Source organism: Rhodococcus sp. 06-418-5, from assembly GCF_002258285.1.
Lineage (GTDB): Bacteria > Actinomycetota > Actinomycetes > Mycobacteriales > Mycobacteriaceae > Rhodococcoides.
In genome coordinates this window covers 834,308-858,094 of the sequence record NZ_NOYE01000012.1, presented here as the reverse complement: position 1 = coordinate 858,094, position 23,787 = coordinate 834,308, and the positions used below count along the sequence as shown (strand labels likewise).

Sequence of the window (23,787 nt, the reverse complement as noted above, 5' to 3'; positions counted from 1 at the left end):
ATCTTGCTCCCCGGACCGCATCGAATCGAAATATCTTAAGCGAAAGTATGTGCCGTCATCGGTCGTTCGACGCGGGTGTGTGGAGCGGCCCAAGTTCGGCGTCGAGCACCTTCTGTACGACGCGCATCGCCGCCAGCGCGGCAGGCGCACCGCAGTACCCCGCCGTGTGGATGACGGTTTCGGTGATCTCGGTTCGGGTGAGGCCGTTGCGGAGAGCTCCGCGCACGTGTCCTGCCAGTTCCTCGTGGGCGCGCAGCGCGATGAGGATTCCGAGGTTGAGCAGGCTGCGGCTGCGGTAGTCGAGTCCGGGCCGCGTCCACACGCTGCCCCACACGGTGTCGGTGACGAAGTCTTGCAGTGCAGCGGAGTCGGTGTCGGCGGCATTGGCGAACGCTTTGTCGACGTAGTCTTCGCCCATCACGTTCTGGCGGACCTCGAGTCCGTCCTCGAAGCGTGGTCCCCTGTTCCGATTCGTGGATTCTTCGTCGATCATGGCGTCCCTCTCCCTTGTCTGCGGTGTCGACAGATCATGGCAGGGGATTTCATCGGAACCGCAGGCGGAGGCGAACTCGACCACGACTATCGGGCCTGGGACCGGCTCAGCGCAGAGAAACCGGTCCACCGTCACCGTCGTTGCGCGAAGGCTGTGTGTTGTCGGAGAATTGTTCTGCGCGAGTTGCTTCGAGAAACAGTTGAAGGAAGGAAGAATGCGCGCTTCGGTCCTGCGCGGGTCTTCCCTCTCGGGGGTCTTCCGATGCCTTCGACATAGCGATTCGCGTTCCTCCCGTGTCGCGAACAACAGTCTCAGGTTCTGAATAGTTAAGCAACTGAGACAGTAGGTACAAAGCGCGGCACTAAAGGGACGAACGGGGAGAGGTGTCGATCGATCAAATCCTAACGGTGTGTGTGGGCGTCGAGGGTGCCCAAGCTGCAACGCGTCGGCAGAGGGGGCTGGCCATCGCTGCCCGTGCCTTCGGGTTGAGGGCTACATCCCAGCGGCGGTGGGCGGCTCGATCAGCATCCTCTTGATCACCTTGCCGGTCGCCGTTCGGGGCAGCTCGTCGAGGAACGTGATGTCGCGTGGAACGCAGAAGCGGCTCAACCGATTTCGGATGTAGGCGCGCACCATGTCTGCATCGAGGCCTGCCGATCCGCGGCCGACGACGAATGCGGCCAAACGCTGCCCGTATTCAGGGTCGGGCACACCGACGACCGCGACCTCGCCGACCTGGGGAAGATTGGCGATCGCATCCTCGACGGGGCCGGGAAAGACGTTCTCGCCTCCGGAAATGATCATCTCGTCGTCCCTGCCGCAGACGAACAGCCGACCGTTGCAGTCGATGTACCCGAGATCGCCGGTGTCCATCAGGGCAGCGCCACGGGCGGACGCCGTCGACGGCGGTTCGGCGTTGGTGTACCCGTCGAACAACATGTCGTTGCCGACGAAAATTCGGCCCAGGGTTCCCACCGGAACGGCAGTACCGTTCGCGTCGAGAACCGCGACCGTCGTACCCAGCGGAGGGCGTCCGGCGGTGGCGGGGGCTGCGCGCAGGTCTTCAGGAGTGGCGATCGTGGCCCACGAGACCTCGGTGGAACCGTAGAAGTTGTAGAGGACGTCGCCGAAGACGTCCATGAAGCGGCTCACGGTCGATCCGGTCAATGCCGACCCACTGCACGCGACGACTCGCAGGCTCGAGGTGTCGTAGCGTGATCGGACCTCGTCGGGCAGGTCGAGTATTCGCTGCAGCATGATCGGAACTGCGATCAACGAGGTGCAACGGTGCGCCTCGATCGCCCGCAAGCAATCTTCCGGATCGAACCGATCCTGCAGAACCACCGTGGCGCGCAGCGGAGTACTGATCTGCAGTGCCGCGAGTCCCCAGCTGTGGAACATCGGCGCCGCGATCAGCATCCTCTCGTTCATCCGAAGGGGCATGCGAGACAGCATGGCTGCCACTGTTCCGAAGCCCTTCGGTGTGGGACGTACCGCACCCTTCGGCGACCCGCTGGTTCCGGAGGTCAACACGACCACCGATCCTGGCCGATCCGGCCTGGTGAATGTGGCGGACGGTGGTGCGACGAAGTGTTCGAGCGTGCGCCGACGCGGAACGGCGGTATGGGACGACAGGCTCACACGGGTGACATCGTCGGGCAGGTAGCGCACCATCGAGTCGAACTCGTCGTCGACGAACAGTACTCGGAGCTGGTGGCGGGCAGCGATCGTCTCGATCTGGCGGGCAGCGAGACCGGTGTTGAGAAGAACCACCTCGACTCCGAGCATGCCGCACGCGACGGTGCACTCGATCATCGCCGAGTGGTTGCGGGCCAGAATTCCGACGGTGCTTCCAGGGCTGATTCCGGACGCGTGCAGACCTGCCGCGATGCGGTGCGAACGGTGGTGGATCTCTGCGAAGGTCCGGGTCCCTCTGTCGTCGATCAACGCGATCTCGTTCGGGGACTTCGCTGCTGCGGCAGCGAAACCGCCACCAAGGGTGAAGCCCCACTTCGCCAGCGAGTTCAACTGCCTGTACGCGCGGTCGGGACGTGCAGCACGAATGACGCCGGTTCCCACCATCGTCTTCATGATCGCCAGCGGTAGCGACCGCGAATCCCCGGTGTTGGACACGATCGACGTCGAGGTTCCGGACAGGGAGTTGTCCAGTCGACGCAGACCACCCATCACCCATTCGACCACGGCCCGGTTGTGTTCGGGTTGGGGTGAGTAGGACCCGCCGAGTCCCGCTCGGAACACGGTGACATCGATCTTCGTCTCGCCTGCCGAGCGGGCAGTGAGGGTGAATCTGATGAACCCGCCGGACTCGACGTGCTCGATGGTGATGATCGGCCGGTTTCGTCTGTTCACCACCAGGTCGAGGGCATGCTCGACACCGCCGACTCCGCATCGGTAGCCGGCCGTGGCTTCACGAAGCATGCAGTAGTCGAGCCCGGGAAAGTAGCGTGGGTACAGCTCGACCGCGCTCAACACCCCGCACACCTGCTCGATATCGTGTGCGAAGACCGTGCTGCAGTCGATGACGTCCGAGACCATGCCCCAACCCCCGTACCTTGCCGAGTCGACAGTAACGCCGACTCAGCACCGACCAGGGGATGGCGGCGAGCACTTGGAACGGGTCATCCGCCTGGATGAAGACGTCATCGTAAACCCGAAGCACGGTTGTCTGGGCGGAATCGGCCGAAGTGGGTGCGAGATTACCGATTTCTCCAGCCCACTGCGTCAGAACTGAATGCCCAGAGACCACGCGAACACCGTGTACGCGGCGTTGGTGATCAGTGAGATGGCGATCCGATCGAGCCAGAAACCACCTCGCATCATCTGACCGATCGTGATGGCGGTGCATCCTGTCAGTGCTCCGTAGGACCCCAGATGTCTCCGAACGGTACCGGACGCCCCAGAATGCGTTCAGCTGCGCGATGTCCCGACTTCAATGCCGCCGTAACCGTTGCCGGATCATCGGTCCAGGTCGCCTCACCGGCGAGGTGAAGTACATCTCCGATCGGAGTGGCAAGGTCGTCGTGATCGCGCGTGCGTGAGCCCACCGTCATGTACGAGTACGAGCCGTACGAGAACGGATCGTCCTGCCAGCGAGTGACATACACGCTGTCCGGCGTAGCGACACGGTCACCGTACAGGCCACGTAGTGCCTCGAGAACCGAGTCCGCGATGCGCTCGTCCGACCAGTGCCGGATCTGCTGAGCGCACGCGCCCGCTGCGAACGTCAGAAGCGTCGGACGGCCCTGCGGCATGGTCACGTCGTACCAGGAGTGCCACCAGCGCCCGGCTTCGCCCTGCTGGCGTACTGCATAGACGTTCTCGTCCCAGAACTTGCTGGGGAACTGGAGGAACACCTTCTCGAAGGCGTTCATCTCGAGTCGTTCCAGTGCACCCGAAACAGGTTCCGGCAGGGGGGGTTCCACAGTGAACTCCGGCGACTTCAGTACTCCGATCGGCACCGTCACCACAGCGCGCTCGGCCGAGAACGTCCCGGAACCGGTATCGACGAGAACTCCGTCTCGACCCCAACGGACCTGCGTCACAACATGTTCGAGTCGAACATCGAGCCCCTCGGCCAGCCGAACGGCCAATTCGTCGTACCCGTCGGGGAACACGACCTCGTCGCCCTCGATGGCGTCGTCGTCCAAGCCGTGCGCGTCGAGGAGGTCCTTTCCTACACCCAACTGCTCCTCGGCTCGATGTCCGAGAAACTCACGAACTCGTTCGAGTCGGTCGTCGTTCCAATCCAGTTGCGTCAGAGTTGCTTCCACCGCGTCACCGAACGGCGTTCCGGGGGGCGAATTCGCGATGGTCGTCGCGAACAGTTCGTCGAAGTGGTGAACGTCGGCACCGAACTGGGCGGCGGCCGCATCGCTCAACCTGGTCCCGGTAGGGGAGTAGTACGCGATGGGCCTGCCGTCCGGCTGGTAGCTACCGACGGTGAATTCGACGGTCCGCATTCCGAAAGCGTTTACTGCATCGGCGAGGGGGTTGTCGTCTGTTCCGTGAATCCAGGACGCTCCGACGTCGAGGGTGCCTTCGTCGGTGCGCAGTGTCCGGACGCGACCGCCTACGCGATCTCTGGCCTCGAGAACGACGACGCGCTGACCGGCGCGATGCAGGAGTGTCGCAACCACCAAGCCGGAAATACCTGCTCCCACCACGAGGGTATCGACGTGTGTCACCGTCACTCCTGTCTGTCGACGGCCGCGGGGTCAGTTCCCTCGGCCGGAATTGCCGTTGCCGTTGCCACTGTTTCCGTTGCTGTTCCCGTTCGCGTTGCCGTTTCCCGAATTGCCGGGGCTCTTGTTGCCCTTCTCCGAGTTCCCGCTGCCGTTCCCCGAGCTTCCTCTGTCGTCACCCGGCGGTAGCGGGGCCGGCGCAGCGGGCTCGGTCGGAAGCGAATTCGTCGTGGGTCCGGGAGCAGGCTCAGGTGGGTTCGAGAGCACTGGAATCGGGCTCGCAGGTGCGGGCGCGGGCGTTGTGGGCGCCGCCGCGGGCGACTGCACAAGCGTCGGCGTCGGCGTCGACGGTGACAGGGGCTCCTGCGTCGACGGTGACAGGGGCTCCGGCTCCTCGCCCGTGCCGACTGCGACCCAGAGGATTGCTGCGCCCAGCGCGACGAACAGAGCCGCTGCTCCCGGAACGATCCATCGACGGCGTGGAGGTTCCGCTTCGGTCGACGCTGAAACTGCTGGGGGCGCAACCGTGTTCACAGTTTCCATTGGAATCGCGGCGGTGCGGGGAAGAGATGTCGTGCTGCGCGAGAGCCCGCGCAGTCGGTGGGCGACGGCGGCTGCGGCCGGCCGATTCTCCGGGCGTCTGGACGTCATGTCCGTCAACAGTGCGTGCCATTCCGATCCGAGCCTCTCGGGGACGTCAGGATCGCGGTGTAGGCGCGCCACCGCTGCTGCCACGGCGCTTCCCTCGAATACCATTGTGCCGGTGAGGCACTCGATGAGAACGAGCCCCAGCGTGTAGACGTCCGTCGGTGGACCGACGGACGTACCCGTCGCCTGCTCCGGGCTGAGGTAGTGCGCAGTACCGACTGTGGTGCCGTGCTCGGTGAGTCGTTCGGAATCGAGGATGCGGGCGATGCCGAAATCGGCAAGTTTGGCGCACTGTCCCACGCCGACGTCCGGAGACTGCGCAACGAGGATGTTGGCCGGTTTGATGTCGCGATGCACCACACCCTGACCGTGGATGTAGGCGAGAGCCTCCGCCAGCTCGAACCCGATCCGCGCGACGTGGGAGCCGTCCATCGCTCGGCCCTGGCGATACGCACTCAGAGTAGGACCGTCGATCAGCTCCATCACCAGGTACGGCACCGGCACCCCGCTGGCATCGAGTGCAGTGCCCGCGTCGTACAGCGTCACCAGACCCGGGTGCGACAGCGACGCAAGAGTCCGAATTTCTGCATCGATGCGCCGGGCAGTGTCCGGCGGCTCGTCGTGGCGGAATATCTTCACCGCTACGGATCGGCCGAGAACGTGGTCGTGGGCGTGCACGACGTCGGCCATCGCGCCGCGTCCCAATACGGTGCCCAGTCGGTATCGACCCGCGAAGAGGTTGTCGAGAGGGGCACGAGCGCGAGAGTCCGTTCCCACCATCGGTCACCGCCGTTCGTCGAGTCCTTCGAGCACCTTATAGCCAGTCGATCGACGCACAGACCGCAGTCGCGTAACGACATCACGGTGCGGTCGGGCATGATGATGCCGCGGGTGGGGACCTATCGATCGGTATCGAGGGAGGTTCCACCCATGCGTCGACGTACGACGAGTGCCGAGAATTCGCCGATGTCGATCGATATCACGTCGGTCTACCAGCCGATCGTCACACTGGACGGACGCGCCGTCGTGGGGTTCGAAGCGTTGGTGCGGACCTGCGGAGACGGTCCGCCGATTCCGCCACCGGAACTGTTGGGCGTGGCACGTGCACAAGGCGTCGCTGCAGATTTCGATTGGCGGTGCCGACTCAGCGCGCTGCGCGGTGCCGTCGAGTCCGGCTATCCCGACCGGCTCGCACTGTTCGTCAATGCCGAACCCGTCGCCCTCGATGCACCGCCTCCTCGGGACTGCCTACCGATGCTCGCGGACGCGTCGCGGCTGTCCATCATCGTCGAGATCACCGAACGAGACCTGATGGGTGATCCGGCAGGTCTGCTGCGAGCGGCCGAGCACGCTCGAAACCTGGGGTGGCGAGTCGCGGTCGACGATGTGGGGGCAGATTCGTCCAGCCTGGCGCTGATTCCACTGCTGCGTCCCGACGTGATCAAGCTGGACATGGCTCTCGTGCAGGGGCGTTCGAGCCGCGAGACCGCCGCCATCGTTGCTGCCGTTGCCTCCGAGGCCGAACGGACCGGTGCCCTGGTTCTGGCCGAAGGGATCGAAACCGAGCGCCACGAGAGTTCTGCACGAGCCATGGGCGCGGTTCTGGGGCAGGGATATCTCTACGGCGCACCGGACGCTCTCCCGGATTTCGGTGAGGTGCTCGAGCCGGCCCGTTCGCTCGATCTGGATGGAACGGTGACCGTGCGTGCCCCCGTTGCAGTCACTCCGTACGGGCTCACCCACTCACTCGGTGCCCGCAGACAAGCGGATTCGACGTTGCTCGACGCCATCGAGAACAGCTTGTTGCACAGTGCGTACGGCACCGGTTCCTCGACCGTCGTACTGGCGACAGTGAGCGCGTCCACCGGCCTTACGCCTGCGCGGCGTGCGATCTTCGACGACCTTGCCGCACGTACTGCGCTGACGGCTGTCTTCGATTCGCACGCCGCGCCGCCTGCCTCCGGCTTCCGGACTGTGGCCGTGGGCGCGGACGAGCCGTTGGCGCTGGAACGTTCGATCGTGATCGTGGCTCCGATGTCGAGCGTGGCGCTCATTGCCGTGGAGCGAGGAACGGCCGAGGACGGTACCCCGATGTACGACTACCGCCTCACCTACGACCGACATGTCGTACTGGATGCTGCAACAGTGCTTTTGAGGCGAATACCCGCCCGATCTGCGGTGTGAACCCACCGGCTCTCGGTCAAGATCAAGTAAATTGGTGCTAGAAATTCGGTAAATCACGTCCTCTGCCGTCCACGTGCTGTTCACTCGAAGCCATGAGCTCTCACCCCCTCACAACCGATGTACTGGCCGCGGACGGAGGCACGATCAGCTCTATCGAGACGGCGATCAACAATGCCTTCGATCCGATCTCCGCTGCCGTGTCGAATGTCGTCTTCTTCACCGTGAATATCGGTGGAGCCGCCGTTCCGCTGATCGTCCTCTGGCTCATCGTCGGTGCCGTCGTCTTCACGGTGGCGTTCAAGTTCATCCAGGTCCGCGGAATCAAGAGAGCGTTGATTCTCGTCAGCGGCAAGGAGGACGAGGCGGACGCGCCCGGTGAAGTCAGCCACTTCAGAGCTCTCACTGCCGCGGTGTCCGGAACCGTCGGGCTCGGCAACATCGCCGGTGTCGCCGTCGCCGTGACATTCGGTGGACCCGGTGCCACACTCTGGATGATCCTCGCCGGCTTGCTGGGCATGGCATCGAAGTTCGTCGAGTGCACGCTCGGCGTGAAGTACCGAGACATCAACGAGGACGGCACCGTCTCCGGCGGACCCATGAAATACCTGACCAAGGGTCTCGCAGAGCGGGGACTCGCCAAGGTCGGCAAGGTCATGGCCGTCTTCTACGCCATCGTCATCACGTTCTTCGCCATCAGCGGCGGCAACATGTTCCAGGCCAATCAGACGTACGCACAGGTCCGTTCGGTCACCGGCGGTGACGATGGGTTCCTCGCTTCCGACGGAGCCAAGGCAGTGTTCGGTATCGTCGTCGCGCTGATCATCGGACTGGTCATCATCGGCGGCATGAAATCGATCTCGGCGGTGACCGCCAAGCTCGTGCCGACCATGGCGCTGATCTACATCGTCGCGTGCGGCGTCGTCATCGCCGTCAACTTCCGTTCGGTCCCCACGGCGTTCACCGCGATCTTCGAGGGCGCGTTCTCGCCCGAGGGCGTGGCCGGCGGCGTCCTCGGCGTCATGATCATCGGATTCCAGCGCGCCGCATTCTCGAACGAGGCCGGATTGGGTTCCGCGGCCATCGCGCACTCGGCCGTCAAGACCAGGCATCCGGTCACCGAGGGCTTCGTGGCCATGCTCGAGCCATTCATCGACACGGTCGTCATCTGCACCGCGACCGCGCTGACCATCGTGATCGCCAATACCGTCACCTGGCAGGACCAGCGCGCGATCGTCGCCGAGACCGGCGAGCTACCCGCCGGAGGTGTCACCCTCACCTCCGACGCCTTCGAGACCGTGCTGCCGTGGTTCCCGTACGTGCTGACTCTTGCGGTGGCTCTGTTCGCTCTGTCCACTGCAATCACTTGGGCCTACTACGGACTGCAGGCATGGACGTCGTTGTTCGGACGCAGCCGCTTCTCGCGCACCTTCTTCAACGTGATGTTCTGCATGTTCACCGTCATCGGAACCGTGTTGTCCCTCGGTTCCGTGCTCGATTTCGCCGATGCGACGCTGTTCCTGCTGGCGCTGGTCAACATCACGGGCCTGTACCTGCTCTTGCCGGTGGTCAAGCGCGAACTCTCCGAGTACCTGGCGATGCGCCGAGGCGAGCCGGACAAGGTCGACGCCGGGGTGTGACAGATCGGACGAACCGACATCGACGAGACCGGGCGGTATCGGTCTCGTCGATGTCCGTTGTCGGGTATCTCTTGGAGATGTTTCGCAGTATTCGACAGTGGTGGTAACCGGGGGCCGAATGACGAAAGTCGATTTCAAGAAAACGTTCGACGCATACTCTGCGCAGCACAACATCTTTCGTACCCTTGTCGTTCCGCCGCTGACCTTCCTGATGATCGACGGACACGGCGATCCGAACACCGCTCCGCAGTACACCGAAGCAATCGGGGCGCTCTACCCCGTGGCCTATGCACTGAAGTTCGCCAGCAAGAACACCCTCGACCGCGACTATGTCGTCCCGCCGCTCGAGGCTCTGTGGTGGGCCGAGAACATGGCCTCGTTCACGACCGCCCGCAACAAGGCCGAGTGGAATTGGACGGCCATGATCATGGTGCCCGACTGGATCGACCGTCGGATGTTCGACGTGGCGAAGGCGTCCGCGGAAGCGAAGAGCACCTCGGATGCGTCGAGCAGAATTCGACTGGAGACTCTCGACGAGGGGCTGTGCGTGCAGACGCTGCATGTCGGGTCCTACGACGACGAGACGCCGGTACTCGACGAACTCCATCACCGATACATTCCCAGTTCTGGAATGACGATGACCGGCAAACATCACGAGATCTATCTCAGCGATCCGCGCAGGATGGAGCCGACGAAGCTGCGCACCATCCTCCGCCAGCCGGTGGCGCGTTCGGCGGAGTCGGCGTCGCTCTGACACGATGACCGGCATGACCAATGCGGTGCGTCCGGCATCGTTCACCGCCGGGACTATGACTCTCCTGGGTGCGCTCTACTTCGCACAGGGACTGCCGTTCGGATTCTTCACCCAGGCCCTACCTGTCGTCCTCCGGGAGTCGGGCTTCTCCTTGGTGAAGATCAGCGCGACCGGTGTGCTGTTTCTCCCGTGGGCGCTGAAATTTCTCTGGGCTCCGTACGTCGATCGGTACGGATCGAGGCGACGGTGGCTGTTGTCGCTGCAGTGTTCGGCCGCGGCGGTGGCACTGGCGTTGTCGTTCCTCGATCTGTCCTCGACACTGCGTTGGCTGTTCGTCGGAATCTTCGTCATGAATGCTCTCTCGGCGACGCAGGACATCGCGACCGACGGTATCGCGGTGCGTACGCTCAGCGCGGCGCAGCGCGGGTTGGGCAACGGTCTGCAGGTCGGTGCCTACCGCATCGGGATGGTGTGCGGCGGCGGACTGCTGTTGTGGCTGTTCACCTTTGCCGGATGGCGGGTGCTGTTCGTCGCGATGGCACTGCTCATCGTGCTGACGACTGTTCCGGTGTGGTGGATGCGGACGCAACTGGACGCTGCAGACGCCGAATCCGACCGAGCGGCCGAGCCGGAAACGCCGGTGCGGCTGGCGGTTACCTGGTGGTCCCGACTGCGTAGGCCCGGCATGGTTGCGTTCATCCTGCTTATCATCGGCTTCAAGTTCGGTAACTCGATGGGCTCGGCCCTCGTGGGTCCGTTCCTGTCGGACAGTGGACTGTCATTGCCCCAGATAGCGCTGGTCGAGGGCGGTCTGTCGTCGGTGGCTGCGCTCGGGGGAGCCGCACTGGGGGCATGGTTGTCATTTCGACACGGACGGCGTCGGGCGCTGCTGGTCGGCGGGGTGAGTCAAACGCTCAGCCTTGCCCTGTATGTCGTCGCCTCCCTGGGAGTCGGCGGCTTCCCACTTCTGGTCACCGCCAACATCACCGAACACGTCCTCGGTGGTGCGGCCACGGTGGCGGTGTTCGCCCTGATGATGGACGCGTCCGAGAAGCGTTTCGCGGGAAGCGATTACACGCTGATGGCGTGCGCAATCGTCTTCGCGCAGGGCGCAGCCGGGATCGCAGCCGGTGTGGTCGGCGACCTGTTCGGCTACACGGCGATGTTCGGCTCCGCGCTCGTCCTGTCCGGTATCGGCTGTGCATTGTTGTTGACGGCACTCGATCGAGGCTGGGGGCCCGACGGTCTCCGACAGGTGGTCCCGCCGAAGAACCTCGTCCGGTAGCGGCGGAAGCCGTACTCAGCTCTCGCTGGGGGATCCGGCGATGTTGACCATCCACTGCACACCGAACTTGTCGGTCAACATACCGAAGGTGTCGCCCCACGGGGCCTTGTCGAGACCCATCGTGAACTGCGCGTCGACGGCCAACGCGTTCCAGTAGCTCGTCAGTTCGTCCTCCTCGTCGCCGCTGAGCGAGACGCTCATGGTGTTCCCGGGCGTGTGCTCCATCGACGACGGCGTGTCGGCTCCCATCAGAGTGAACCCGTTCGGGGTGGTCAACTGGCCGTGCATGATCTTGTCCCGGTCAGCGGGATCCTCGCTGGCGTTGGCCTCGCCGAGCGTGGTGACGGTCAGCTCGCCACCGAAGACCGACCGATAGAACTCCATCGCCTCGCGCGCGTTGTCTCGGAACGACAGATAGGGGTTGAGAATGGACATGATCGAAGTCTCCTTCTTCTGATGAACGAGCGGGCTGAACTACGACGGGATCCGTCGAATCAGTAGACCCGCACCGCGGGGGAAAGTCACCGCAGAAGATCAGATGGATGCGTCGGTGTCGGCAACAATGGCGCGCAGTGCGGCCACGTGACGTCGATAGGCCGTTCTACCGTCCTTGGTCAACGACAACCACAGTCGCCGCGAGTCCGTCCGTGATCGCTGCTGCTCGACGTATCCCGCATCGACCAGAGCAGCGACCTGTTTGCTCAGCGCCGATGCGCTCAACCCGCTGTGTTCCTTGACGATCGCCAGTTCCACCGTTGTCGCAGCGGCCAGAAGGGCACAGATTCGGAGCCGGTGGGCCGGGTGAATGATCGGATCGAGATCGCTCATCGACGCGTACTGCGGTAGTGCAGAATCGATCCGATCGAGTAGATCGACGCGGCTGCTGCCGCCAGCAGAAAAACCGGCCAGGCCGGTCCGCTGGGATCACCGACAGCCTGCGCCAGCGCGACGGAGAAACCCGACAGCGCGACACAGGTGAGGAAGCCGCGGTCGGTGGGTAGGGCCCACGGCGTCCCCATCCGATATCCGGTGACGACGTTGACCGCGATGATCACCGCGGCGACACCCAGGAACGCGACCCGGCTGTCGAGAAGGGCGGTCAGTGCGAACATCGCGAGCAGCGCGGCGTTGACCGGATACAGCCATACCGGCCACGGAGTGTCTCGTACTGCGCGCTGAACTCGATCGATGTCGTCGAGAGCCGTTCGGGCTTCGGCAGGTGTGGGTTCTCCGATGCTTTCCATAGTGGAAACTGTATTGGATAGTTTCCACTACGGCAACCATCAGGCGGATGTCAGGTGTCGGACGGCCTCGCCACTTCCGATTCCCATCGGGCCCGTCGCTCGTCGTCCGACTGCTCCCACCACGGGGTTCCTCGCTCGCCGAGGGCGACTTTGGTGGCCTGCACGCCTGCGCGAGATTCCGGTGCACCCGACGTGCGTTTGACCTCCCTGCGCCACGCCATCAGAATCGACCGCAATTCGGCATTGCGATCCTCCGGGATATCAGGATCCGTTGCGCGCCAACGGCGACCCTTGATCACGATGTAGTGACCGTCCTCGGTGTGTTCCGGTTCTTCGGCCATGGGTCCAGACTGCCATGCGTCAGCTGCTCAGATACTGCGGTACTGGACTTGCGTCGAGCCCGAGCGCCACGGCGGCGCGAGCGGTGACCGGTCCGACCAGATTGCCTGTGCCGTTGTAGCCACCGAATGCGATCACGGTGTCGTCGACCCATGTGCACAGCGGCCGACCGTCGGTGGTGAATCCGACGGACGCGGCCCACCGTGCATCGACCGAGACAGGTTCTCCTGCAAACGATGCCGCGACCGACTCGATGTAGTGCTGAACCTGAGCGGTCGGTTCGCCGGACGGTGTCCATTCGTGCTCGGCGAAGAGGTCACGACCGCCCCCGACATACAGCCGTCCAGACGCGTCCTGTTGCGCGTAGTCGTACCCCCATCGTCCGTACACGGGGCACGGCAGTCGCCCCGGGGTGACGGGCGAGGTCGCGAGCATCTGCAGACGGGCGGTCCGAACCCGTCCGTCGAGCTGGGGGAGTACCTGTTCGAGTCGACCGTCGACGGCTACGAGAACCAGGCCGCATCGAACCACTCCATTCGGCGTCGTGACCGCGCCCGGCTCGATGGCGATTGCGGGCGTGTATTCGTACAGTCGAGCGCGTCCCGCGAGAATCGATGCCAGCCCGAGCGCGCGACGCGCAGGATTCATCACCGCATCGTCCGGTAGGAAGATGCCGTTTCCCAACGCGCCGGAATAGTGCTCGACGGCAACGTCGTTCTCGCGCAAGCACTGTGCCAGCGCGTCGCAGTCCTCCGCATCGGCGAGCTCGCTCGGAGAACCGGGGACTCCCGCGAGCCTGATCGATCCGGTGCGTCGGACGACGTCGGGTCCGAGAAGCCCTTCCAGATTGTCGATCTCCGCCAGAGTCGCTCGATACAGATCCACCGCGCACGGACCCCATGTCGCGAGTGCTGTGTGCAGAAAGGTCGCAGGACCACCGAGCAGGAAGCCGCCGTTCCGGCCCGCAGCGCCGGCTGCGACTCGCCCTGCGTCGATTCCGACCACATCGACACCGCGGTCGAGGAGGTCTGCGACGGCGGCCAGACCCGAGCCTCCCAGGCCGACGACGCAGACGTCGGCGGTGCGGTCATGGTCGAGTGCGGGCAGTCCCGACCAGCCGGACACGATCGGATCGTCGTCCCACGCCGGGCGGGACATGTCGCTGGCGATCATCGGTCGATGGTATCGACGGATTCGGCGCGAGGATGGTTTACGATTCCGGCACCCACCCCAGCACCGGTAAGGACCGTCCATGCGCACTGTGATCGTGACCGCGTTCGTGTCGCTCGACGGCGTGATGGAGGGGCCGGGCGGCGAGGTGGGCTATCGCAACTCCGGGTGGACGTTTCAGGGCATCGACTTCGATCCGGCAGCGTACGAGATCAAAGGACGTGAGCAGGAAGAAGCCACTGCGCTGCTGTTGGGCCGCACCTCCTACGAAGCATTTGCGCCGATCTGGCCCACCATGGACGATTTCGCGGGGTACAACGCCATGCCGAGGTATGTGGTGTCGACGACGCTCGAGCAGGACGACTCACGATGGCCTGCAACCGTTCTGCGCAGTATCGACGACGTTGCCGAGCTCAGGAACTCCGAGGGTGGGCCGATCTCGATACACGGCAGCGCCACCCTCGGCCGAAGTCTCGCCGACGCCGGGCTGGTCGATCGGTACCACCTGCTCGTCTTTCCACTCCTGCTCGGTGCGGGAAAGCGACTGTTCAGCGCGGCCGACAAGGACACCACGCATCTCGAACTGATCGAACACGAGGTCTACGGCAACGGAATTCAGAAGCAGGTGTTCGACGTACGTCGATGACCCGGCGGGGCGAGTGTTCAGATGTCGTCGCTTCGGATGGTGCGCCGCCGAACGGAGACGAGTTGCAGCTCGGGCCGCGAGGCCGCGACGCGCTCGATTCGGTCGAGAACATCGGTGACGTGGTCGCGATCGCCTGCTACGACGGACGCGCCTATACCTGCTCGCCTGTGCAACTCGCGATGATCGGTTTCCGCCGCCGATACCGCGAACTTGCGTTGCATTTCGGAGATCACCGGCCGGATCACGGAGCGCTTCTCTTTGAGTGAGTGAACATCTCCGAGAAGGAAGTCGAATTCTATCCATCCAATCCACATAGGCGTGCCAGTCTAACGCCGGGGTGGGCGAGCGGCCCCCGACTCGGCCCGGCAATACCGTGGATGCACGCCATTCGGCGCGCATGTTCGTACACTGGCGTCATGGCTGCACCGGCGGGACACGGTTCCTTGCCGCCGAGCCTTGTCGAAATGGCGACTCGCCAGGTCCGATCCGAGGTGCTCAGCGGTGCGCTCGAGCCCGGATCGCGCGTGGTCGAGGAAACACTGTGCGCGCGACTCGGGATCAGCCGAGCACCCGTGCGTGAGGCGTTGCGCCTGTTGGCTCAGCAGGGTCTGGTCGAGCATCTCCCACGTCGCGGGTTTCGAGTGACGGTGTGGTCGGCGGAGGACATTCTCGAACTTTTCGAGCTGCGTCAGGTTCTCGAACGACATGCGCTCGAGCGTGCGCTCCCACTCGCGTCGCCTCCCGACAGTGCTTTCGCGCCGGTGAGAGCGGCGCTCGACGAGATGCGCGACGCCGATGCGCGGGGGGACACTCTCGAGAAGGACGACGCTCACCGGCGTTTCCACGAGGCAATCGTGGCGTTGGCCGGAAGCCGCCAGCTCGATGTGGCCTATGCGCCGATCCTGTTGAAGTTACAGCTACCGATGGCCCGCAACCTCAGGGAAGAAGCCCGAGTCGCCAATCCGATCGATGGGATCAGGCGTCACGAGTGGTTGCTCGACGCCATCGAATCGAACGACCTCTCGGTCGCGCTCGCTGCGTTGAAGGAGCATGGCGAGCTGACCTACCTGCATCTCGAGAGTATTTCCTAACAGACTCGAAACACGGCAACAACCTGCATTAACAGAAAACTGTCGACAATCGACGGTATGACTTCAGACCTGGGACCGGCACTCGGCCCGACCGTCACCGAGATGCTCGCGTCGTACAGAAACGGCACATCGACTCCCACTGCAACGGTGGAGGCGTTCTCGACCGCCGTGGCTGCACGCGGCGACGACGGAACATGGATCACCGTTGTCGGCCGTTCGGAATTGCTCGCGGCCGCCGCTGCACTCGAAGCGCGACCCGACGCAGTGTCGCTACCCCTGTACGGAATTCCCTTCGGAGTCAAGGACAGCATCGATGTGGCGGGATACCCGACCACGCTCGCCTGTCCCGACTACGCCTACACGTCGGATTCGACGGCCCCGGCAGTGCAGGCACTGGTCGACGCGGGCGCCATTTTCGTCGGCAAGACCAGCCTCGACCAGTTCGCGACCGGGCTGAACGGAACTCGCACGCCCCATGCGATTCCGCGGAGCGTCTACGGCAACGACATGATCTCCGGTGGCTCCAGTTCCGGATCGGCACTGGCCGTCGCCCTCGGGCAGGTGCCGTTCTGTGTGGCCACCGACACTGCAGGATCGGGTCGTGTGCCTGCCGCGCTCAACGGGATCGTCGGCTACAAGCCGTCGCGCGGCCTGATCAGCACCGTCGGCCTCGTCCCCGCGTGCAAGTCGCTGGACTGCATCACCCTGATGGCGTCCACCGTCGAGGACCTCGAACTCGTCTTCGACATCATGTGCGCCGAGGATCCAGCGGACGGTTGGTCACGTCCGCGCGGAGAAGAGTACGACGGGCGTGACATCACCGTCGGGCTACCGGACCTGCAGCAGCTGGACTTCTTCGGCGACGCGGCCATGTTCGATGCGCATTCGGTGGCGCGCCTGTCGCTTCCCGATCATGGGTTACGGACCACCACAGTCGATCTCACACCCTTCCTCGACGCCGGCTCGCTGCTGTATCAAGGACCGTGGGTCGCCGAGCGACTGGTCGAATTCGACGAATTCCTGAGCGAGAAGCCCGATTCCATCGTCCCGGTCGTCCGCGAGATCTTTCTGGGAGGGCGGAACTACACCGCTGTCGATGCCTTCCGTGCTCTGCAGAGATTGCAAGACCTTCGCGCTCGTGTCTCTCGGCTCTGGACGTCGATGGACGTGATGATCGTGCCGACCATCGGCACCACCTTCACCGTGCCGGAGGTACTCGCAGACCCCGTCGCGTGCAATACGAAGCTCGGTCACTACACCCACTTCGGAAACCTTCTCGATCTGACGGCCGTAGCGGTTCCCGTCGGGCTCATCCAGGACGGTCGACCGGTCAGCCTCATGGTGATCGGGCCTGCGCTGGCCGACGATACGATCCTCGCGGTCGCGGCCCGGTTGCTCGGAGAACGGCGTGCCGTTCCACCGCATCCCGCAGCAGCCGAAGGGTCGACCCTCGAGACCATCGACATCGTCGTTGCCGGGCACCACCTGTCGGGGGAGCGCGCCAACCCGCAGCTGCTCGAGCTCGGTGGGGCCCTGGTCGAGGCGACGTCCACCGCGCCGACGTACACACTGCTTCGGATCGGAACCACCGACCCGACACCCGGACTGTTGCGAGTTCCTCTCGGCGGCAGCGCAATCGACGTGGAGAGGTGGCGTCTGCCCGCCGCTTCTCTTGCGGTACTCGCGGGCAGAATGCCAGCGGTGCTCGCTCTGGGACGAGTACTGCTGGCCGACGGTTCCGACGTTCTCGGCTACGTCTGCGACGCGACTGTCCAGACCGGCGCGCATCGGCACACCGTCGACGACATCAGCGAGTTCGGTGGCTGGCGGGCATATTCCCGGGCGATCAATTCTGCTCACGATACTTCCATTGCAGCACAGGAGATCTCATGACCTCAGCACAGACACCGGAAACGTCGATACCGTCGGCGTCTCCGTCGGAGTTCACCATCGATCCCACGACGACGGCACTGCTCGTGATCGACATGCAGAGGGATTTTCTGCTCCCCGGAGGGTTCGGGGAGAGCCTCGGCAACGATGTCGGCCTGCTCCGATCCGTGATCGAACCACTCGCAGGTCTCATCGCAGTGGCCAGGGAAGCGGGGATACCCGTGATCCACACCAGGGAGGGGCACCTACCGGACCTTTCGGACTGCCCGCCGGCGAAATTACGCCGCGGCACACCATCGCAGCGCATCGGCGATCCGGGAGCGTTCGGTCGCATCCTCGTTCGCGGTGAGTACGGTCACGACATAGTCGACGAACTGGCGCCACTCGAAGGTGAGACCGTCATCGACAAGCCCGGCAAAGGGGCGTTCTACGCCACCGAGCTCTCCGAGATCCTCACGAGCGCCGGAATCACCACCCTGCTCGTCACCGGTGTGACGACCGAGGTGTGCGTGCACACCACGGTTCGCGAGGCCAACGATCGAGGTTACGAATGCCTCGTCGTGACGGACTGTGTCGGTTCGTACTTCCCGGAGTTTCAGCGCGTGGGCCTCGAGATGATCTCGGCTCAAGGCGGCATTTTCGGTTGGACCGCGCCGTCGGAGGACGTCGAGGCCGCGTTGGTTGCACTCGTCCCCACCTCGGCAAGTCGATAGGACCGAACATGACCATGGACGTGAAAGACTCACCCGCTGCAGGCTCTTCGTCCTCGTTCACCCTCCCGTGGTGGACGAAGGGCGACACCAACGCATTCTTCGGACTCGGCTTCAACATTCTCGTCAACGTGCTCACCCTGACCACCCTGAGCATCGCGGTGGTCGGAATTCCAGGAACCGACGTCCTCGGGACCCTGCTGCCTGCCCTCGGGATCGCCCTGATCCTGGGGAACCTCTACTACATGGTTCTCGCTCGTCGGCTCGCCAAGCGCGAGAACCGAACCGATGTGACGGCGCTTCCGTACGGTCCGAGCGTTCCGCACATGTTCATCGTCGTGTTCGTGGTCATGCTCCCGGTCTACCTGGCGACGGGTGACGCGGTGCAGGCCTGGGCGGCGGGGCTCGCCTGGGCCTTCATGATCGGCATCATCGTCATGATCGGAGCGTTCGTCGGACCCTACATTCGCAGGATCACCCCCCGCGCGGCGATGCTCGGCACACTCGCCGGCATCTCGATCACGTTCATCGCGATGCGCCCGGCCGCGCAGATGTGGGAGGCCGCCTGGATCGGGTTGCCCGTTCTCGCAATCATTCTCATCGGCTTCTTCACGGACGTGAAACTGCCCGGCAACATTCCGGTCGGTCTCGCCGCGCTTCTGGTAGGCACGGCTATCGGCTGGATCGGCGGATACATGTCGGTGCCGGACGTGACCGAGGCTGCCGGCAATATCGCACTCGGGCTTCCCGATCTGCGCCTCGATCTGCTTCTCGACGGTCTCGGTAACCTGGCTCCGCTGCTCGCGACCGCAATTCCTCTGGGTGTCTACAACTTCACCGAGGCGATGAGCAACGTCGAGAGCGCGTCCGCTGCGGGAGACAACTACAACCTCCGCAGTGTGCTGCTCGCAGACGGATTCGGAGCGGTCGTCGGATCTGCCTTCGGATCGCCGTTCCCGCCCGCTGTCTACATCGGCCATCCGGGCTGGAAAGACGCAGGCGGACGGACCGGCTACTCGCTCGCGTCGGGCATCGCGATCGGCCTGATGTGTTTTCTCGGGCTCTTCGGTCTACTGGCCACGCTGCTTCCGATACCCGCGATCGTCCCGATTCTGCTGTACATCGGCCTGCTGATCGGTGCCCAGGCATTTCAGTCGGTGCCGAAGCTGCACGCCATCGCGGTGGTGGTGGCACTGCTACCCAACCTCGCGGAGTGGGCGGTGGGCCTGATCGACAACGCGCTCAGCGCCGCAGGTACATCGGCGACGGAAGTGGGGAGCGAGGCACTGGGTCAGGCGGGTGTCGTGTACGACGGGCTGAAGACGTTCGGATCCGGCGCGGTACTCGCCGGACTGATGCTGGGCACCATCGTCACGTTCGTTCTCGACAAACGGTTTCTCGCTGCCGCCGCAGCAGGTGGGGTGGCCGCGGCACTGTCGTGGGTCGGTCTGATTCATTCACACGAGGTGGGGTGGGCAGCCAATCCCCAAGTCGCCCTGGGCTATCTGTTCTTCGGACTGGTGTGTCTGGCGTACTCGCGGCTGACTCCGGCTTCGAAGCCGACGGGCGAGCCGCAACCGGTCGGCGAGTAGTGCTTCCCGGTGCGGGCCGTACGGCCCGCACCGGGAACTGCTCTAGCGTGTGCTCACGAGCTCGAGCGCCACCAGATCGGAGAGATATTTCTCGATCAGTTCGCGTCCGAGATGCGGAATGTCCCCGACGGCGGAGGCGAACTCGTCGGCAGGCAGAATCGCTCCGGACGACGGGTGTTGCGGACGTGCGTACGAGTCGATCAACGGGAGCAGCGAGTGCGAACGCTGCTTCTCCGGCAGAGCCTCGACTGCAGCGTTGAAACGCTCGAACCATTCGTCGTAGTTCTCGACGATCTCGATGTCGCGACCTGCATCCCGGATCCAGTCGACGAACGTATCGAGTGAGATGTCGTCGTCGTGTGGGTTGAGGATGTCGAAGGTTCGGTAGCCCGAGGTATCACCACCTGCGATCGACGTGATGGCCGACGCACTGAAATCGGCCGGCAGCCCGTCGTAGTGGGCCAGCGGGCGCCCCTTCTCGTCGGTGGGCGCGCCGGTGTCGGTGGCGTAGAACGTGTGTGGAGCCAGACCGGTTGCAACGACCGACAGGATCAGACGCGTGAACACGTCCGGCACGTTGAGCTGGCCCGTCCATGTGCTGTGCGCCAGAATCATGTCCGAGCGGAAGACCGAGACGGGCAGTCCGAATTCGTCGAACGCATTGCGCAACAGCACTTCACCGGCCCACTTGGAGTTGCCGTAGCCGTTGGCGTACGAATCGTCCACCGCCCGCGATGGGCTGTCGACGCGTATGTCGCCGTTCTCTCGGAATTCCTCGACGCCCGCTGCGACGGCCACCGTCGACAGATAGGTCACGGGCTTGACATGGTCGGTCAGCGCCAGCCGGATGATCTCGGCCGTGCCGACGACGTTGGGTCCGAAGAGGTGCTCGTACGGCAGGGCATGGTTGACGAGCGCGGCCGGGTGGACGATGCGATCCACCCGTTCGGCCAGTGCCTCGAACACGTCGCGGTCCAGGCCGAAGTGAGGTGTCCCGAGATCGCCCGCCACGACCTCGAGTGCGGCGTCGGCCAAGGTTCGATAGCGCTCCGACAGTCGTGCGTCTCCACTGTCGAACGCCGCATCGAGTCGAGCTCGCGCGTCGGAATCGGAGCGCCCGCGCACCAGGCAGATCACCTTTCCGCCGGTCTCGGCCATGCGCCCCAACCATTCCAGGCAAAGGAAACGACCGAGGTATCCGTTGGCGCCGGTGAGCAAGACCGTGCCGGTCCGTTCTCGCGGGCCGGCAATTCGGTGTGCGGCGTCGAGAAGGGCATCGTCGAGAAAAGCCGACAGACGCAGGTCGGAGGCTCGTGCCACAGCGGCACCGCGGCCGTGCACCGAGGCGAACGTCGCTGTGTCGGAATCGTTGTCGCGGGCCGAGGAGATGTACTCGGCCAGCGCTGCCAGGTCCATGGCAGGCCCGGTGATCACTCCGACCGGAACATCGACATCGTAGATCTCACGGAGAAGCGTGGAGAACGTCAACGCCGACAACGAATCTCCGCCCAAGTCGCTGAAGTGCGCGTCGGGTCGGATATCGGACCCGGCGCATCCCAGCAGGGCCTGGGCCGCGTCGCCGACGGTGGTCAGAACGGGTGCATCGGCACCGGTACGCCTGAGTTCGCGTAGGCGATCGTTCTGACCGGTCTCGAGTTCCGCGTAGCGACGTTCGAGTTCTTTTCCGTAGCGCTCGACGAGTTTGGGTCGCAGTTGCTTACCTGCCCCGGACAAGAGTCCGTTCTCCTGCGTGAACGGGTCGTGTTCGATGACTACTTCACGTGGAATCTCGTACGAATTCAGCGCTTCCGTGCGTGCGATCTGCTGCAACGATTCGATGACCGAACCCGCAGTCGTGTCCGGGTCGGCCGGTACGACAACTGCCAGAAGGTATGCCCGCTGGCTGTTGCCGTACACGAATATCTGATTCACCAGCTCGCTGGTGCCGAACAGGGCTTCCAGGCGCGCCAGCGCGACGAACTCGCCCTGAGCCAGTTTCAGAACGTTCTTGCGTCGGTCGACGTAGGCGAGTCGGTCCGGCTCGATCTCGGCGACGACGTCCCCGGTGCGATAGAAGCCCTCGGAGTCGAAGACGTCGGCCGTGACGTCCGGGCGCTTGTAGTAACCGGGAATGATGGAGGTCGTCTTGAGCAGGAGCTCACCGCGCGGATGCGGTGTGTCGGTGGAGAAGTAGCCGAGTTCGGGTACGTCGTCGAGCTTGTATTCGATCACCGGCGGCCGCTGGACGACGCCGTCGTGCAACACCATTCCGGCTTCTGTGGAGCCGTAGTTGTCGCGCACCCGAATATCGAGCAGCTCGGAGACGAAGTCCTTCACTTCGTCGGCAATCGGCGCGGTACCGACCATCGCTGCGAGGACGCGACCGCCGAACTGTTCGATCCTGGTGCGCTCCAGCACTTCTCGTCGCGTCCTGTCGGCGTCGCCACCGGCAGTGCGTTCGGTTTCCCGGTCGATCTCGGCGAGAACGTTGTGCCGAATCATCTCGCAGACCCGCGGGATCAACAGTGCCATCGTGGGCCGAGCGAGCGCGAAATCCTCGAAAAGGGTGGACAGGTCGCTCGCCCCGGCGAAGTGGACGGTGCCGCCTGCTGCAAGAGTCGAGAAGACGAGGCCACGGCCGGCCAGGTGACTCATCGGAAGATAGTCGAGAGTGATGACCGGGAAGGCAGGCCCGTCCGTGGACTCGGAGGATGCTCCGGTGTGGTGCCAGGCGCCGGTCCAGGCTCCGCACACGATTCGCTCGGTGTGCATCGCTCCCTTGGGGGTTCCGGTGCTGCCGGAGGTGTAGATCAGTGTCGCGAGTCGGTCGGGATCCTCGGCATCGGGTAGGGGAACCGACGGTAGTTGCGCCCCGTCGCGAACCAACTCGGTGAGCGGACGAACGAAGACTCCCGCCTGTTCGGCATCGCTGCGCGCGGTCTCCATGATCTGTGTGTGCGCGTCGATCGCACCGTCGTAATCGAGGACGACGATTCGTCGGATGGATCGACAATGCGTGGCAACCTGGACCGCGACGGACAGATTGTCGACATCGGCTGCCAGGACGACGGGCTCGACTTCCGCGGCGATGGCCGAGAGTTGGCCCGCGGTGGCACCGGCCTGCAGCGGAACGGCGATTGCGCCGAGCCGAATCGTGGCCAATTCCGCGACGACGTAGTCGGCACTCGCGAATCCCAGGGTTGCGAAGAAGTCTCCCGAAGCGATACCGAATGCGTCGTGCGTCAATGCCGATGCCAGTGCACCTGCGTCGTTCCAGGCTCGGCCGTAGGTGACGGTTTCGAAGCGCGGGAGCAGGCGGAGAGTGGTCGTGTCGTCGACTCGTGCGATCTCCCGGGCCCGGCGGCCGAGTGCCGGCCGATCGGAGTAGCGCGTCATGATCTCGGCAACCACGCGGGCCAGGTTGGGCGACAACTCCTGGGCGGCGTCGGCCACTGCGCTGTCCGGTTCGGCGGCTCGGAACTCGTCATCGATCCGGTGGAGCTCGGTGAAGCGATCGCGCCCTCTGATCTCTCGCTCACGTTCGCTGTCGACGGCCAGTGTGTGCGTCATGCTCGACTCCCCTCCGACGATGCGCACCGGAACAGCCGGGCGCTGTCGATTGCTCGATCAAATATCGTTATCAAAGGTAAGCATATGCCGATGTGGCTTTTTTGAATCGTGATGCTGCTCATAGTCCGATTCGCCGTAAATGTCTGCCCGGCTGCGGCTTTCGACATTGCCCCGGTCGACCGCCCGCAGCCAGGACCGTTTGTCGCGACGCTCGGCGTGGCCGTCGCAACGCGACTTGTATGGTGAGGAAAGTAGTCACGTGCGTCACAGCGCTCACGCAGGAGTGGAACCTTCGGAACGACCCATGCGGTGGCGGTGCCCCCTCTCGATCG

The 23,787-nt window shown here is 64.1% G+C and carries 20 protein-coding genes; 9 read left to right on the top strand and 11 right to left on the bottom strand.

Annotated features, from left to right (window positions below; translation table 11 throughout):
• Window positions 1–55: 55 nt before the first annotated feature.
• The 4 genes from CH274_RS09540 to CH274_RS09525 all read right to left on the bottom strand — a co-directional run bounded on the left by CH274_RS09540 (window position 56) and on the right by CH274_RS09525 (window position 6,123).
• The gene (locus CH274_RS09540; RefSeq protein ID WP_094641690.1) at window positions 56–493 is read right to left on the bottom strand and encodes a carboxymuconolactone decarboxylase family protein; all 438 of its coding nucleotides are present in this window, start codon (window positions 491–493) and stop codon (window positions 56–58) included.
• A gap of 492 nt (window positions 494–985) precedes the next feature.
• Window positions 986–3,049 carry an AMP-binding protein gene (locus CH274_RS09535; RefSeq protein WP_094657205.1) on the bottom strand — a complete coding sequence of 688 codons (2,064 nt, stop codon included), beginning with the start codon at window positions 3,047–3,049 and terminating at the stop codon, window positions 986–988.
• Between the two features lie 314 nt (window positions 3,050–3,363).
• On the bottom strand, window positions 3,364–4,698 hold the full coding sequence (locus tag CH274_RS09530; protein ID WP_094657301.1) for a flavin monoamine oxidase family protein: 1,335 nt from the start codon (window positions 4,696–4,698) through the stop codon (window positions 3,364–3,366).
• Between the two features lie 30 nt (window positions 4,699–4,728).
• On the bottom strand, window positions 4,729–6,123 hold the full coding sequence (locus tag CH274_RS09525; protein WP_094657204.1) for a serine/threonine-protein kinase: 1,395 nt from the start codon (window positions 6,121–6,123) through the stop codon (window positions 4,729–4,731).
• Between the two features lie 186 nt (window positions 6,124–6,309).
• Here CH274_RS09525 and CH274_RS09520 point away from each other — a divergent pair, with 186 nt between their 5' ends.
• The 4 genes from CH274_RS09520 to CH274_RS09505 all read left to right on the top strand — a co-directional run bounded on the left by CH274_RS09520 (window position 6,310) and on the right by CH274_RS09505 (window position 11,203).
• Window positions 6,310–7,527, top strand: coding sequence for an EAL domain-containing protein (locus CH274_RS09520; protein WP_256993511.1), 1,218 nt, complete (start codon window positions 6,310–6,312; stop codon window positions 7,525–7,527).
• A 92-nt stretch (window positions 7,528–7,619) separates the two neighbouring features.
• A complete protein-coding gene (locus tag CH274_RS09515; RefSeq protein ID WP_094657202.1) occupies window positions 7,620–9,164 on the top strand; it encodes an alanine/glycine:cation symporter family protein in 1,545 nt (514 codons plus the stop codon).
• 118 nt (window positions 9,165–9,282) lie between these two features.
• The gene (locus CH274_RS09510) at window positions 9,283–9,918 is read left to right on the top strand and encodes a GyrI-like domain-containing protein (RefSeq protein ID WP_094657201.1); all 636 of its coding nucleotides are present in this window, start codon (window positions 9,283–9,285) and stop codon (window positions 9,916–9,918) included.
• A 13-nt stretch (window positions 9,919–9,931) separates the two neighbouring features.
• Entirely contained in the window at window positions 9,932–11,203 is a 1,272-nt protein-coding gene (locus CH274_RS09505) for an MFS transporter (protein ID WP_094657300.1), read from the top strand.
• 15 nt (window positions 11,204–11,218) lie between these two features.
• On the opposite strand, the gene CH274_RS09500 is transcribed toward CH274_RS09505, so the two are convergent.
• From CH274_RS09500 to CH274_RS09480, 5 genes are all read right to left on the bottom strand, one after another.
• The gene (locus CH274_RS09500) at window positions 11,219–11,641 is read right to left on the bottom strand and encodes a VOC family protein (protein WP_032398156.1); all 423 of its coding nucleotides are present in this window, start codon (window positions 11,639–11,641) and stop codon (window positions 11,219–11,221) included.
• Between the two features lie 96 nt (window positions 11,642–11,737).
• Window positions 11,738–12,031: a transcriptional regulator gene (locus CH274_RS09495; RefSeq protein WP_094629422.1), complete on the bottom strand. Its 294-nt coding sequence runs from the start codon at window positions 12,029–12,031 to the stop codon at window positions 11,738–11,740.
• Complete coding sequence (locus CH274_RS09490; RefSeq protein WP_094629423.1) at window positions 12,028–12,447, bottom strand: hypothetical protein; 420 nt, start codon at window positions 12,445–12,447, stop codon at window positions 12,028–12,030. The genes CH274_RS09495 and CH274_RS09490 overlap by 4 nt, the downstream gene beginning before the upstream one ends.
• A 50-nt stretch (window positions 12,448–12,497) precedes the next feature.
• Window positions 12,498–12,788 carry a hypothetical protein gene (locus CH274_RS09485; protein ID WP_032398153.1) on the bottom strand — a complete coding sequence of 97 codons (291 nt, stop codon included), beginning with the start codon at window positions 12,786–12,788 and terminating at the stop codon, window positions 12,498–12,500.
• 19 nt (window positions 12,789–12,807) lie between these two features.
• Window positions 12,808–13,959, bottom strand: a complete 1,152-nt coding sequence (locus CH274_RS09480; RefSeq protein ID WP_094647865.1) for an NAD(P)/FAD-dependent oxidoreductase — start codon at window positions 13,957–13,959, stop codon at window positions 12,808–12,810.
• 79 nt (window positions 13,960–14,038) lie between these two features.
• On the opposite strand from CH274_RS09480, the gene CH274_RS09475 reads away from it, so the two are divergent.
• Window positions 14,039–14,602: a dihydrofolate reductase family protein gene (locus CH274_RS09475; RefSeq protein ID WP_032398152.1), complete on the top strand. Its 564-nt coding sequence runs from the start codon at window positions 14,039–14,041 to the stop codon at window positions 14,600–14,602.
• Between the two features lie 17 nt (window positions 14,603–14,619).
• On the opposite strand, the gene CH274_RS09470 is transcribed toward CH274_RS09475, so the two are convergent.
• The gene (locus tag CH274_RS09470; protein WP_032398151.1) at window positions 14,620–14,916 is read right to left on the bottom strand and encodes a DUF503 domain-containing protein; all 297 of its coding nucleotides are present in this window, start codon (window positions 14,914–14,916) and stop codon (window positions 14,620–14,622) included.
• A 102-nt stretch (window positions 14,917–15,018) separates the two neighbouring features.
• Here CH274_RS09470 and CH274_RS09465 point away from each other — a divergent pair, with 102 nt between their 5' ends.
• Genes CH274_RS09465 through CH274_RS09450 form a run of 4 tightly spaced genes read left to right on the top strand, consistent with a single transcriptional unit; the run spans window position 15,019 to window position 19,885 of the window.
• Window positions 15,019–15,693, top strand: a complete 675-nt coding sequence (locus CH274_RS09465; protein ID WP_045195076.1) for a GntR family transcriptional regulator — start codon at window positions 15,019–15,021, stop codon at window positions 15,691–15,693.
• A 57-nt stretch (window positions 15,694–15,750) separates the two neighbouring features.
• Window positions 15,751–17,586: an allophanate hydrolase gene (gene atzF, locus CH274_RS09460; RefSeq protein ID WP_094657200.1), complete on the top strand. Its 1,836-nt coding sequence runs from the start codon at window positions 15,751–15,753 to the stop codon at window positions 17,584–17,586.
• A complete protein-coding gene (locus CH274_RS09455; RefSeq protein ID WP_045195078.1) occupies window positions 17,583–18,296 on the top strand; it encodes a cysteine hydrolase family protein in 714 nt (237 codons plus the stop codon). The genes atzF and CH274_RS09455 overlap by 4 nt, the downstream gene beginning before the upstream one ends.
• Window positions 18,297–18,304: 8 nt before the next feature.
• Window positions 18,305–19,885, top strand: a complete 1,581-nt coding sequence (locus CH274_RS09450; protein WP_094647869.1) for a regulator — start codon at window positions 18,305–18,307, stop codon at window positions 19,883–19,885.
• A 42-nt stretch (window positions 19,886–19,927) separates the two neighbouring features.
• On the opposite strand, the gene car is transcribed toward CH274_RS09450, so the two are convergent.
• Window positions 19,928–23,455, bottom strand: coding sequence for a carboxylic acid reductase (gene car / locus CH274_RS09445; RefSeq protein WP_094657299.1), 3,528 nt, complete (start codon window positions 23,453–23,455; stop codon window positions 19,928–19,930).
• Window positions 23,456–23,787 lie beyond the last annotated feature (332 nt).